This window comes from Candidatus Nanosynbacter featherlites (assembly GCF_037013405.1).
GTDB classification, from domain to species: domain Bacteria; phylum Patescibacteriota; class Saccharimonadia; order Saccharimonadales; family Saccharimonadaceae; genus Nanosynbacter; species Nanosynbacter featherlites_B.
In genome coordinates this window covers 300,186-312,700 of sequence record NZ_CP146064.1, presented here as the reverse complement: position 1 = coordinate 312,700, position 12,515 = coordinate 300,186, and the positions used below count along the sequence as shown (strand labels likewise).

Annotated in this window: 13 protein-coding genes; 8 read left to right on the top strand and 5 right to left on the bottom strand. The window is 50.5% G+C overall.

What is annotated here, in order from left to right; all coding sequences use genetic code 11:
- The first annotated feature begins 21 nt into the window (after positions 1-21).
- The 3 genes from V4210_RS01595 (at position 22) to V4210_RS01585 (ending at position 2,710) form a co-directional block, all read left to right on the top strand.
- Positions 22-450 carry a hypothetical protein gene (locus tag V4210_RS01595; protein WP_338521103.1) on the top strand — a complete coding sequence of 143 codons (429 nt, stop codon included), beginning with the start codon at positions 22-24 and terminating at the stop codon, positions 448-450.
- Positions 451-519: 69 nt separating this feature from the next.
- Complete coding sequence (gene der / locus V4210_RS01590; protein ID WP_338521102.1) at positions 520-1,953, top strand: ribosome biogenesis GTPase Der; 1,434 nt, start codon at positions 520-522, stop codon at positions 1,951-1,953.
- 103 nt (positions 1,954-2,056) lie between these two features.
- Positions 2,057-2,710 (top strand): hypothetical protein, encoded by a 654-nt coding sequence (locus V4210_RS01585; protein ID WP_338521101.1) that lies wholly within the window; start codon positions 2,057-2,059, stop codon positions 2,708-2,710.
- On the opposite strand, the gene V4210_RS01580 is transcribed toward V4210_RS01585, so the two are convergent.
- Positions 2,711-3,682 carry a GTP-binding protein gene (locus V4210_RS01580; protein ID WP_338521100.1) on the bottom strand — a complete coding sequence of 324 codons (972 nt, stop codon included), beginning with the start codon at positions 3,680-3,682 and terminating at the stop codon, positions 2,711-2,713.
- A 44-nt stretch (positions 3,683-3,726) separates the two neighbouring features.
- Between V4210_RS01580 and pth the strand changes: the two genes are divergently transcribed.
- On the top strand, positions 3,727-4,287 hold the full coding sequence (pth, locus tag V4210_RS01575) for an aminoacyl-tRNA hydrolase (protein ID WP_338521099.1): 561 nt from the start codon (positions 3,727-3,729) through the stop codon (positions 4,285-4,287).
- Positions 4,288-4,309: 22 nt separating this feature from the next.
- Here pth and V4210_RS01570 read toward each other — a convergent pair whose 3' ends face one another.
- Genes V4210_RS01570 through V4210_RS01555 form a run of 4 tightly spaced genes read right to left on the bottom strand, consistent with a single transcriptional unit; the run spans position 4,310 to position 7,648 of the window.
- Positions 4,310-5,383: a DUF475 domain-containing protein gene (locus V4210_RS01570; RefSeq protein ID WP_338521098.1), complete on the bottom strand. Its 1,074-nt coding sequence runs from the start codon at positions 5,381-5,383 to the stop codon at positions 4,310-4,312.
- A 59-nt stretch (positions 5,384-5,442) separates the two neighbouring features.
- Positions 5,443-5,988, bottom strand: a complete 546-nt coding sequence (locus V4210_RS01565; protein WP_338521097.1) for a hypothetical protein — start codon at positions 5,986-5,988, stop codon at positions 5,443-5,445.
- Complete coding sequence (locus V4210_RS01560) at positions 5,985-6,884, bottom strand: GTP-binding protein (protein ID WP_338521096.1); 900 nt, start codon at positions 6,882-6,884, stop codon at positions 5,985-5,987. Before V4210_RS01560 ends, V4210_RS01565 begins: the two co-directional genes overlap by 4 nt.
- 2 nt (positions 6,885-6,886) lie before the next feature.
- Positions 6,887-7,648, bottom strand: a complete 762-nt coding sequence (locus tag V4210_RS01555) for a nicotianamine synthase family protein (protein ID WP_338521095.1) — start codon at positions 7,646-7,648, stop codon at positions 6,887-6,889.
- 76 nt (positions 7,649-7,724) lie between these two features.
- Here V4210_RS01555 and V4210_RS01550 point away from each other — a divergent pair, with 76 nt between their 5' ends.
- The 4 genes from V4210_RS01550 to topA all read left to right on the top strand — a co-directional run bounded on the left by V4210_RS01550 (position 7,725) and on the right by topA (position 12,499).
- Positions 7,725-8,144 carry a Fur family transcriptional regulator gene (locus V4210_RS01550; protein WP_338521094.1) on the top strand — a complete coding sequence of 140 codons (420 nt, stop codon included), beginning with the start codon at positions 7,725-7,727 and terminating at the stop codon, positions 8,142-8,144.
- Positions 8,145-8,526: 382 nt separating this feature from the next.
- Positions 8,527-9,399: a DNA-processing protein DprA gene (gene dprA, locus V4210_RS01545; protein WP_338521093.1), complete on the top strand. Its 873-nt coding sequence runs from the start codon at positions 8,527-8,529 to the stop codon at positions 9,397-9,399.
- A 45-nt stretch (positions 9,400-9,444) separates the two neighbouring features.
- Positions 9,445-10,086 (top strand): CDP-alcohol phosphatidyltransferase family protein, encoded by a 642-nt coding sequence (locus V4210_RS01540; RefSeq protein ID WP_338521092.1) that lies wholly within the window; start codon positions 9,445-9,447, stop codon positions 10,084-10,086.
- 67 nt (positions 10,087-10,153) lie between these two features.
- Positions 10,154-12,499: a type I DNA topoisomerase gene (gene topA / locus V4210_RS01535; RefSeq protein WP_338521091.1), complete on the top strand. Its 2,346-nt coding sequence runs from the start codon at positions 10,154-10,156 to the stop codon at positions 12,497-12,499.
- Positions 12,500-12,515: the final 16 nt, after the last annotated feature.

Genomic DNA, 12,515 nt, shown 5'->3' with positions numbered 1-12,515 from the left:
TAGATATTAGGAGGACATACCATGCGAGAAGGTAACAGATTTTCAATCGAAACTAATGTCGAGTCATTGCAGAAAAAAGTAGGAGTCGTGCTCGGCACAGTAGCCAGCGCTGCACTGGCTTTATCAGGCTGTGGTGCGCCAATAACAGAAACAGCACCAACGGCAACTACAGAAGGATCTACAATCAGCTCGGAGCTAGACTCAACCAACCAGTCCAATATCGATTGGCAGACTGTTGACCAGAACTGTCTTGATGAACCTGACTGCAAGCGTGCAATATCATCCGTAGAGAAAGGTTGTGATGGTACCACGCTACTATACAAATATTACAGCTACAACGGGCAAGGCGGCATTACAGCAGTTCCTAACAGTCCCGAATGCACCGCTTCACAAGCACCAGAAAGTAGCCCAACACCAGTTGCTACGGCAACACCCACTCCGGCAGGCTAAGGCTAGCCCCATTTCGCATACCGCTTATCCTCGCCAAATCGCCGCGCCTCTGGTATAATAGGCGTAATTATGTCTCATAAATTACCCACCGTCGCCATCATCGGCCAAGCTAACGTTGGCAAAAGTTCATTGTTCAATCGCTTGACGCGCGCCCGCACCGCCATCGTCGCCCGCGAAGCCGGCACCACCCGCGACAACGTTGTTGGCAAAGTTTCGTATAAGCGCCGCGCCTCATCTCCTGACGAGGCAAGCCAGGCTGAGTTCTGGCTCATCGACACCGCCGGCCTCAAGCCCGCCGAAGACGAATTCGAAGCCACCATCCAAGACCAAATCGCTGATGCCTCTGCCGCGGCCGACGTCATCCTCGTCGTGGTCGATTCCACCGTCTATCCATCAGATGCCGATCGCCAACTGGCTAAAAAAGCCCTCAAAAGTGGCAAGCCCGTCCTCCTCATCGCCAACAAAGCCGACCTCAAAGGCTCGCTCCACACCGACGAATTCAAGCGTCTCGGCATCAAAACCATCATCAAAACCTCTGCCGAGCACAACATCGGCATCTCCGAGCTGCTCGACGACATTGCCGATCTCATCCCGCCAGCCACTCAAACCGAAGCTGACGACATCATTCGCGTCGCCCTCATCGGCCGGCCAAATGTCGGCAAAAGCAACCTGTTCAACACCCTAGCAGGCAAGCAGCAAGCCATCGTCGCCAATGTCGCCGGCACCACCCGCGACGTCAACCGTGTCCAAGTCCGCTACCATGGCCAGACCATCGAGCTACTCGACACCGCCGGCATTCGCCGCCAAGGCAAGCAAGAGACCGGCATCGAAAAGTTCTCGGTCCTGCGCACCATGCAAGCCATCAACGAAGCCGACATCTGTTTTCTGCTGATGGACGTCAATGAATTAAACGTTGGGCTAGACCAACGACTGGCGGGCATCATCGATGAAGCAGGCAAGGGGCTCGTCCTAGTCGTCAGCAAATGGGACTCCGTCGAAGGCAAAGACGCCTACACCCACGACGAGCTAGCACCGCAAATTAGTTATCATTTTAAATTCACACCCTACGCGCCACTGATCTTCACCTCATCAGTCACTGGCCAAAACGTCGCCAAATTGTTCGACCTAGCCCTCGACATTTACAAGCGCCGCCACCAAGAGTGTAAAACCCGCATCCTCAACGACCTCTTGCAAAAAGCCGTCGCCGCTCATCCACCAGCCGGCCTAAAGAACTCGCATCCAAAACTCCGCTACATCGTCCAGACCGATACGGCCCCGCCATGGTTCGTCATCTACGGCAGCAACCTCAAATTCGTCCACTGGAGCTATAAACGCTACTTGGAGCGCACCCTGCGTGAAGCCTTCAACTTTGCCGGCACGCCCATTAAACTATCCTTCCGCGACGAAAAGCAGCTCAAAGCCAACCGCGAACGCGTCGCCCGCGGCCTGGCGCCCGTCACCAAAGCCTACAAACAAGCCAAAAACGCCGAAAAGGGCATATAGCCTTTGATAATTCACACCTCGGCTTAAGCCTCTTTGGGTGGGCTATTTTCATGATCAATACACTATTTACAAATATGAGCTGTTGTGGTATAATACAACATATATGGAAAACTTGACAAACTCTACACACTCTGAACAGGCAACCTCTCATACCATTGTACGCCCCGATCAAACGCCACCTATTGATACCATAGACCCTAAGCATACTATCTTTGAGGTCACCGTTAAATCTTTTTTTAGCAAAAAGGCAGACGAATATTCCATGCGTATCGGCTCAGTCGATGATATCCAAGTACTACCGCAATATGACGAAAACACAACGAGTGAGGAGACTATAGTAGGAGTTACTCTCATTGCTGGAGACACTGGTAACCACCAACCACTACTTGACCGTGCTGGTAAAAAATCATCCATCTTTGACATGCCCAAAGCTACTGGTTGCACAAGTGCAAGCATGTCTGTGACAGCAGAGCCAGGTGACGCCGAGTACCCCAACTTTAGTGAAGTTATTACTGGTGTTGAGATACCAGGAGTAGCAGGTGAAAGTCCAGCAGAACTAGCTGAACGAGAACAAGCTGCCGAGAACTTCATGCGAGCAGTTGGAGAGGTTGCAGCCTACGGATTACTTGGACCATTTTCCGAACTACAGGAAGGTTTTACTCTTACTGTGAAGCCTGCTGAGATAGATAAAACAAAAAAAGGTAAATCATACCAAACCATCACTGTCGATAGCCCAGACACCGCAGGAAAAAGCTAATCATCCACCATACATGAGAATGTGCGCTTGCAAAATATCGCGTGTAATTTCATCTGCTCGCTCACCGATCAGCACAATTTTTACTGCCTCATCTGAGCGTGCATGACGAATCTCAATTTGATACTGCGTCGCCTCAATGTGCCGCCTCTCACCACGGTCGTTTATAAAACAACCTTTCAGCCGCCTGAGACCATATGCCGCAAACAGCTCTGGCCACAGCTTTTCAAACACCGCTTCACTGACAGTGACGGCCGATAAATCAACCACGCTATAGGTTGGATTGTCCGGCACCGCGAGCTCGCCATCATACTGGTCGAAAAATGCCAGCAGCCCCGACGGCGTGGTGATTTTACTGAGGTCAAACTGGCCGTGTGGGGCGCTCAGCACCTTGGCATAGGGCAGGGCGCGGCGCTTGGCCTCGTATTCAGCTCGTTCATTATCCTTCAATAGATCTTCCTTGGTCACCAAAATCACATCTGCCGCTTGTAGCTCAATTTCATGCGCCGGCTCGACACCGCGTAAAATCTCATGCGCATCGATCACGTAAAAACTCTGCATCAGCTCGTACTTAGCAAACATCTTAGCGCTGATCAATCGCTCCACCAAATTCATCGTCCGTGCCACGCCCGTCGCCTCGATGAACACTGGTGCAGGGGAATAGCAACTAAAATCCATCAGCATCTTGGTCAGTGCATCCTCCGAGCCACAGCAAACACAGTCGCCAGCCAAGGTCGTCACCATGTCTGCCAAGCCCTCCAACCGGTAGCCATCGACATTTTCGTTGGCATATTCATTTTCAATCACTCGCGCGCCCGTAAAGTCACGTTGTTGCAATAAGAATTCCAGCACGCTCGTCTTACCAACGCCCAGCGAGCCATTCACCAGATACAGCGGTACTTTATCAACAATCGTCCGCGTCTCATCAAACGCTGCATTGATACTAAATTCCAAATCATCATCGCGCTTTGCCATATAGCTATTATACGCCATCACGTCCGAGGTGATATACTGAAGACATGAAAGTCATTCTAGCCCTCGGTAATCCTGGCGACAAATACACGTACACGCGGCATAACGCTGGCTTTTTGGTGGTCGACCAGTTAGCGGCGGAGCAAAGTGCACAATTTAGCAATAAGCCAAAATTCTCGGCTGATATTACCGAATTGAACATATCTGGAGAGAAGATTCTACTCGTCAAACCGACAACATACTACAACGAAGTTGGCATCGCAGCGCGAGCGCTCATGGATTTTTATAAGCTGACGCTTGATGATTTACTGATTATTCACGACGATACAGCGCTTGACTTTGGTAAAATTCGCGTCCGCAAGGGGGGCGAAAGTGCTGGCAATAACGGTTTGAAATCACTGCATCGACACGTTGGCAGTGAGTTTTGGCACATCCGCATCGGCACCGACAACTTGCTACGCCGGCAAATCGGTGATGTCGACTTTGTCCTCAGTAAATTCAACGCCGACGAACGAACAATTCTCCGCGATTGGACGATCCCTGAGTCAATCAAGCTAGTTAGCGCATTTCTTGATGGTAGCATTGAGCCTCTAAGCGTCAGACTCTAATTGCAACAACGTTGCAAAACGCTTATCGTTTTCGGCGTTTGATTTTTGCTGCTGCTTCTCGCAGCCTGATAGATCGTGCCTCCAAAACACTACTGCCGACCGCCAAGCTCACAAACAACAACCCCAGGCCGCCTGTCGCCCATTCTGGTAACTCCAGATGAAACAGCTTCGCAATCATCATCATACCAAGCGCCGTAATCGCCCAGTGTGCACCATTTTCCAAATACTTATATTTACTGAGTACGCCCGTGCGCAACAGATACACTGTCAGCGACCGTACCCAAACAGCGCCAGCCGCCAGCCCAGCCACAATCAACAGGACACTACTGGTGATAGCAAACGCACCGATGACACCGTCAAAACTAAAGCTAGCGTCCAACACTTCAAGGTACAACAAACTTGCAAATGCCGCCCAGCCAGTCTTGATTTTGATAGATTGAGCATCTTCCTCGTGGAAAAAGGATCCAAACAATTCCAGCCCGATGTGCAGCATAATCCCCAGGATAGATGAGATCAAAATCAGCGACTGATGTGCTGGCTCCACCGTGAAATACAAAATAGTCGCCACCGCCAACATCAAACAAACTTTGAAGTTTTCAAATCGCCCAGCCTTGGCCAGCCACGGCTCAACATGACTGACCCAGTGGATACGCTTGTTATAATCGATGAAATAGCTCAGGCCGATCATGATCAAGAACGCACCACCAAACGCGTCAATCATTGGTGACGCCTCGTGCAAGATGTGACCATACTCAGTCGGCTTATTAATAGCCAGGTCGACCACCTCAGTAAAACCATGACCACTCGCCACCATAACGATGAAAATTGGCAAAATAAACCGCACTACAAACACCGCCACAAAAATCCCAACCGTCAAAAATACTTTTTGCCACGTCGAGCTCATACCAGCCAATACTTTGCTGTTAATCACCGCGTTGTCAAAGCTAAACGTCACTTCCAACACCACCAAAATAGCAAATAGCCAGAGGCCACCAAGACCCAAGTGTATGAACGTCAAGCTGCCCAAAATCAGCGTCAACAGTGTTGAAAACCAAAAAATTCGAAATGGATGATGTGAACGCCAGAGATGTTTCATATTGCTTTAGTATAGCATATCTACATAGAATCATCTGTACTTAGTTGGCAGGTTATAAGTTATGCCGCACAGCCCACATAGTCCTGCCATTTTTTGACAATTCCATCCTCCTGGTAGTACTCATGCGCACGCCAAATGGATACGAAAACTTCATCTCGTTCAATTTCACCAAGGAGCGGAAAAATCTCACTAAGTAGCATTTTGTCGGGGTATCGTTCGTCGTCCGTCAGGAGACATTGCCCATTATTGCACAAGTGTGCATTTAAAAATGTGAAGCGCTTGGTGCAAATATAGCCGGGCTTCGAGCAGTGTAAGCGAAAATCGTGCATGGTTCGAATCGGCTGCGCCTCGTCCTGGTAGGCCTCAAACTTGTACATCACCCAAACTAGTGGCGTATCAAACGTCATGTCATCAGACAGTTGCTGCTGCTCATGTCGCAGATCGTCCAACTCTATTCGTATCTGTTCGACGTCGCTATTCTTCAATTTCGCCAACGCCAAACGGCGCTCCGCAGCAGTAATCTTTACTGTCAAAGTCTTATACTCATCATACATATCAAGTAGTCTATCAACCGCCGCTCTCGCATTATTCGTACCTTCCATCATCCCAACTCCTTCATAATTACTGCGCGAGTAATCTCACGCGCCCGCTCGCCAATGATAACTAATTTTAATGACTCGCCAGTGGCACCGCGCGTAACCAGTACTTGCTGCGGCGTTGCTTCGATGTGAAATATCTCGTCACCATCAGCAACCGCGCCTTTCATGCGCCGCAAAGCATATTTATCTCGCAAACTAGCCCAGATATTCTCAATCTTCTCAGCGCTAATAGCCAACTCAGCCACATCAACCACGCTATAATTTAAAGCATTCTCAGCCGCGTTTTCCGCAGGCTCGTGCAGTAGTAAATAATCCAAAATCTGCGACTTGTCACCAAGCTGGACCAGATCAAATTTGCCGTGATCCATCCTCATAACATTAGTCAGCCCTTGTTGCGACAGTGTCTCAATGAGCTGCTGACGGTCATTTTCAGCCAGCAAATCCAGCTTACTGATTAGTACCGTATCCGCTGCCTGAGCTTCCGCCAGCAACGCCTCCGCCAAACCATCAGCTCTAGCTTCAGCTCCATCCACAACATACAACGACTGTTTCAAATCATACTGCTCAAAGATATCACCAGCCAGCAATTTCTCGACCACCCGCAGAGTGTTAGCGACGCCAGTTGACTCAATGATAACCGGTGCTTTTCCGCTTATTGCAAAATTGTGCAAAATATCAATCAGCTCTTCGCCGCTACTGCAGCAGATGCACTCGCCAGCAATTGTCGCCAGCTCATCAACGCGCTGTGCTAATGTGCAACTGTCAATACTTTCCGACGCAAACTCATTTTCAACCACTCGCGCGCCAGCAAACTCAGGCTGTTGCACTAAAAAATCAACCAGCGTCGTTTTGCCAGCACCCAGCGCGCCGTTCACCAGATATAATGCAATTGTATCGTTCATAATTAGCCTTTCTTGTACACATATACTGAGTTAATGATATCGTCGTCAGGGTTATACTCGACCAGCAGCTGTACGCGCCGCAAACTATTCGGGTCAAACGCTGGGTATAACAACGTTTTCGCGCCATGGGCGCCGCGCACAATGATCCGCCCGCCAGGCCGAAGCGCTGGCAAAATATTATCAATAATTTGCTGCTTGGCTTCAACCGAATCGCCCGCCAGTCCAGCCACATACATCACGTCGTAAGCACTATCCGGCAAAGCTACCGCCGCTCCGTCCGCCAACAAACACTCGCCAACTGGCCAAGCAATCGCCCGTGCCAGCTCGCGCGACTGCGTCAAAGCAACCGGCGCCACATCCACCAAATCAACCGCCGCGCCTGTCTGATGCCACAGACACCAAGCGGTCAAAGGCAGGGGACCGCTGCCGATCATCGCCACGCGACTACTATTACTCAACATCAAACCCGAGCCACCCATTAGGCCAATCTCACGTCGCACCAACTCGCGATAATTGTCAATATACCAAAACGTTTCCAGCTCCTGCTGCGGACGAGCTGAGCCGGTAATTCGCCGCGACCAATACATTTCCATCTCTGATTCTGATAGGGAACAACGGCGTTGCACCTCGCGGCACACTTCATCATTGCACCAGGTCGGTAACGCTGTCGCCTGCACAACCGACGCCACCAAGCTAGAAAAAGCCGCATTGACGTCTGGTGATGGTACAAAATCGTGCAAATTCATCACTGTTTTAATTGCCATATCCATAGCTTTTCATAATGCCAAACCCTCCAAATTATTGCAAATTTGTCGCAATAAGTGATATAATTGCAACAATATGACGATAGACGAATTGCTCAAACAGCACAACTTGCGTCTGACTAAACCGCGCCAGCAAGTATTTGAGGTATTACAGCAGTCAGCTGTTCCACTAACCATTAGTGATATTGCAAAGAAGTGCAAAAACGTTGACCGAGCCAGCGTCTACCGCACACTTGTTACCTTTGATCAACTGCACATCGTTAGTGCCGTTGCCATTGGCTGGAAAAACTACTACGAACTCGCTGAGCCGTTCATTCCGCATCATCACCATCTCTATTGCATCCGTTGCCAAAACGCTGAACCCATCCAGACGCCAGAATTGGAACAGCTTGTTGGCTATCTCAGCCGCAAACACCAATTTACCGTTGTCAAGCACCACTTTGAGCTGGAAGGGATTTGTAAGAATTGCCAGCAAGCTAAACAGCATAGAAAATAATTTCCCAACTAAAAAAGCGCCAGGTAAGGGTGGGCATCACCTGGCGCTTTGTTACCCTTCAACCCACCCGAGCTTCCATGTCATGGCAAAGCGTCTGCGGTCAAAACTCCAAAAGACCGGCGCCTGACGAATCGTCAATACAGTGCGTACTCACCATGAAACAGAGGTCGCCTTAATCAAAAGGGCAGTTAAAGGGGTTAGTATGCGCGTAACGTTTAACGCAAAAAGTGGAGGGTAAGATACTTAATGCCATTGCGCGCAACCTAACATATAGTTAGAATAGGGGGTATAAGGTGCATTTGGTTGAACTCGCTGATCAACCAATCGTGTATCATTATAGCAAAGATTTGACATAGTGTCAATACTTTTTGCAATAAAAGTCATGGAAATCAATACAGTACTACCAGAGGAGCATATTTTCACCAAGAGGTTGGTCAATATTGCCAAGCCGCCAAAAAGGTTATGTTTTATGGGAAAACTCCCAAACAGCCAGGCTCCTCGAGTCGCAATCGTCGGTACACGCAAGCCAAGTAGCTATGGACGCGAGGTTACCGAACGGCTAGCGACAGACCTGGCGCAAGCCGGGGTGGTCATCATCAGCGGACTGGCACTTGGCGTTGACAGCATCGCCCAAACCGCAGCCCTCAACGCTGGCGGCACGGTCATTGGCGTCGTCACCTCAGAACTCCCAGACATTGCGCCGCGCAGCAACCGAGGGTTAGCAGAAAACATCATCAAACAGGGCGGAGCAGTCCTGTCAGAATGGATGCGTGGCGACGGCATGAAAATACGCAAATGGAGCTTTTTGCAAAGAAATCGTCTGGTCAGCGGTCTGGCGGATGCCATCATCATCACTGAAGCTGCCGAACGCAGCGGCACACTCAATACCGCCGCATACGCTCTGGAGCAAGGGCGCGACGTGTTTGTCGTTCCTGGCAATATCACCAGCCCGTTATCTGCAGGATGTAATAACCTACTACTTCAGGGCGCCAATCCAGCGCTCTCAGCCAAAGACGTATTGAACGCCATTGCCCCAACTTGGAAATCAACCCAACCCACCCAATGCGCATTACCGATTGGTTCTACACCAGACGAAATTACCATCGCCAAGCTCATCAAACATGGTGTACGCAACGGCGATGAGCTACAGAAACAGTCGGGGCTATCAGCAGCTGATTTTGCCACCGCACTCACCATGTTGGAGATTAATGGCGTGATCAAGCCACTCGGGGCAAACAACTGGACGCTACGATAACGCCTATGCTTGAATATACTTCACCATAGTGGTATGATATTGTCAATGAATGCAGAACATCAACCACAGTTTCGTCCCACCAAGTCCCCAGAAGAACAACCTGTCTCAGACGACATAGTAACACTACCGAACGGTGTGACGGTAGCAGGTGCGATGCTCAGCCTATACGGTATCAAGCATGCCGACTCCCTCAAGGGCATGGCAGCACTAGTTGCTGGTGAGTTGTCAGACAAAGTCGATGGTTCACTGGCGAGGGCCCTTAACCAACAGTCAAAATTAGGCATCAAGCTAGACCCCATCAGGGATAAAATCGTTGGAGCAGCAGCACTACTGAAGTTATCACAAGAGGACCCCACATCAAAAGCCATGGTGGCGACAATTGCTGGCCTAGAATCAACAAAAGCCATTGCTACCGCTGTTGCCGAATACAAACACAAGCAACTCCCTGATGAACGCGAGCCACTTCGCCCAACTCAAGCAGGACGAGTCAGCAGCGCACTGCTCGCAGCAACCACGACATTACTCATCATCGGCAAGTCAGCAGAGTCCTTGGGTTATCAGAAAACCGCCAAGGCACTGAAGGGGCTAGGTACACTGAGCTTTGCAGGCTATCTTCCTGTGGCAGGAGTAGCGGCTGGACAATACGTTAAGCGCGCCCGCGATCTGATGGACAGTAACCAGAAATAGCGCAGAAACCGCCACGCTCAAACGGCCATTATTTGATGGGTCGTCCGATATGGTATAATATAAAGCTATGAAAAATCTCGTCATCGTCGAGTCACCAGCTAAAGCCAAAACCATTGAGAAATATTTGGGCAAGGATTTTCATGTTTTATCAAGCGTGGGACATATTCGCTCAATTGTCAAAAAAACCAAGGACGGTACACCACCGATTGATGTGGCGAATGATTTTTTTGCCGTCTACGAAGTTGATCCCGAGAAAAAGAAAGTCATCACTGAGCTGAAGAAAAATGTCAAAACCGTCGGCAAAGACAATGTCTGGCTGGCCACCGATGAAGACCGCGAGGGGGAGGCTATCGCCTGGCACCTCTGTAAAGTGTTGGATTTGCCAGTTGAGACGACCAAGCGCATCGTTTTTCACGAGATCACCAAGGATGCAATCACCAATGCTATCAAGAACCCGCGCACCGTCGACATGAACCTGGTGCAGGCACAGCAAGCCCGGCAAATCCTCGACCGGCTGGTCGGCTTTGAGCTCAGCCCAGTGGTCTGGCAAAAAGTGCCAGGCGGCAAATCGGCTGGCCGCGTTCAGAGCCCGGCAGTGCGGCTGCTGGTCGAACGCGAACGAGAAATTATGAAATTTGCAGGCAGCTCACAGTTCAAGGTGACCGCCATATTCATCCACGACAATCAAGAATTCAAAGCCGAGCTCAACCAAAAATTTGACTCTGAAGCAGCCGCTCACGAATTCTTGAACAGCCTCAAGCCAGCCACATTCACCGTCAGCGATATCTCGAAAACGCCTGGCACGCGCAACCCAGCCGCGCCGTTTACGACGTCAACCTTGCAGCAGGAAGCTAACGCCAAGCTCGGCTTCAGTTCCAAAGCTACCATGGCCTCAGCCCAGCGGCTCTACCAAGACGGTAAGATAACCTACATGCGTACTGACTCGGTCAATTTGAGCGGGCAGGCCATCGCCAGTGCGACTGACTTTATCAAGCGGCTGTACGGCCCGGATTACTCCACTGTGCGCAAATTCAAGACCAAATCCGCCTCCGCCCAAGAAGCCCACGAAGCCATCCGCCCGACCGATATCACCCGCGAAACCGTCACCTCCAACGAGTACGACCAAAAACTCTACGACCTCATTCGCCGCCGCACCCTGGCATCCCAAATGTCGGCAGCCAAATTAGAGAAGACGACAATTTCCATAGATATCCAAGGAAACGACAAGTTACATTTTGAAGCCAAAGGCGAAGTCATCACCTTTGACGGCTTCTTGCGTGTCTATGGTGGCGGCAAAGACGAAATCTTGCCAAAGCTCCACACCGGCGACACACTTAAAACCCACGACATCACCGCCCGCCAAACCTTCGCCCGACCACCAGCCCGCTACACCGAAGGTTCACTGGTCAAGAAGCTCGAGGACCTCGGCATTGGCCGACCAAGCACCTATGCCACCATCATCGACACCGTGCAAACCCGCGGCTACGTCGAAAAAGGCGACAGCGAAGGCCAACCGCGCGACGTCATCGTCCTCAGTTACAACGGCGAAGAAGTCAGCCGCGACGTCGTCCAGGAAAAAACCGGTTCCACTCGCGGCAAGCTCATCCCAACACCAAGCGGGGAACTAATTGCCGACTTTTTGACCGACCATTTCACGCAAATCGTTGACTATAATTTCACCGCCAATGTCGAAACTGAATTTGATAAAATCGCCGCCGCTAACCTGGCTAAAAGCGCCATGCTGCAGGGATTTTACACGCCGTTTCACAAACTGATTGAACAATCAGGCGGCATCGACCGCAGTAAAGTCGGCGCTAACCGCGAAGTCGGCATTGATCCGAAATCCGGCAAACCAATCCTGGCGCGCTTTGGCCGCTTTGGCCCAATGTTACAGCTGGGCGCCACTGACGACGAGGACAAACCGCGCTTTGCGCCACTGCCAAAAGGTGCAAAAATTGAAACCGTCACTTTAGAACAAGCACTAGAAATGTTCAAGTTGCCGCGCGTCGTTGGCCAAACCGAAGACGGGCAAGACATCAAGGCCAACATTGGCCGCTTTGGCCCATACATCCAAGTTGGCAAACTCTTCGTCTCCATCAAACCTGAAGACCCACACACCATCACCCTAGAAACAGCCCGCGAGCTCTATGCCGCCAAACTCCAGGCCGAAGCCGAGAAGAATATCGCTGACTTTGGTGACGGCGTCAAAGTCCTAAACGGCCGCTTTGGCCCGTACATCACCGACGGCATTAAAAACGCTAAAATTCCCAAAGACACCGACCCAAAAACCATCACTCACGAGCAGGCACTAGAACTTCTCAAAGCCGCTCCCGCAAAAACATCTCGCCGCGGCCGCACCGCAACCAAGTCAAAAACTTCCACCAAAAAGCCCACAGCTCGCAAGAAAAGCTAACTAATCAAAATACCCG

Coding starts and splice junctions, on each gene's coding strand:
- V4210_RS01595 (WP_338521103.1), top strand. CDS start 22: ATGCGAGAAGGTAACAGATTTTCAATCGAAACTAATGTCGAGTCATTG.
- der (WP_338521102.1), top strand. CDS start 520: ATGTCTCATAAATTACCCACCGTCGCCATCATCGGCCAAGCTAACGTT.
- V4210_RS01585 (WP_338521101.1), top strand. CDS start 2,057: ATGGAAAACTTGACAAACTCTACACACTCTGAACAGGCAACCTCTCAT.
- V4210_RS01580 (WP_338521100.1), bottom strand. CDS start 3,682: ATGGCAAAGCGCGATGATGATTTGGAATTTAGTATCAATGCAGCGTTT.
- pth (WP_338521099.1), top strand. CDS start 3,727: ATGAAAGTCATTCTAGCCCTCGGTAATCCTGGCGACAAATACACGTAC.
- V4210_RS01570 (WP_338521098.1), bottom strand. CDS start 5,383: ATGAAACATCTCTGGCGTTCACATCATCCATTTCGAATTTTTTGGTTT.
- V4210_RS01565 (WP_338521097.1), bottom strand. CDS start 5,988: ATGATGGAAGGTACGAATAATGCGAGAGCGGCGGTTGATAGACTACTT.
- V4210_RS01560 (WP_338521096.1), bottom strand. CDS start 6,884: ATGAACGATACAATTGCATTATATCTGGTGAACGGCGCGCTGGGTGCT.
- V4210_RS01555 (WP_338521095.1), bottom strand. CDS start 7,648: ATGGCAATTAAAACAGTGATGAATTTGCACGATTTTGTACCATCACCA.
- V4210_RS01550 (WP_338521094.1), top strand. CDS start 7,725: ATGACGATAGACGAATTGCTCAAACAGCACAACTTGCGTCTGACTAAA.
- dprA (WP_338521093.1), top strand. CDS start 8,527: ATGGAAATCAATACAGTACTACCAGAGGAGCATATTTTCACCAAGAGG.
- V4210_RS01540 (WP_338521092.1), top strand. CDS start 9,445: ATGAATGCAGAACATCAACCACAGTTTCGTCCCACCAAGTCCCCAGAA.
- topA (WP_338521091.1), top strand. CDS start 10,154: ATGAAAAATCTCGTCATCGTCGAGTCACCAGCTAAAGCCAAAACCATT.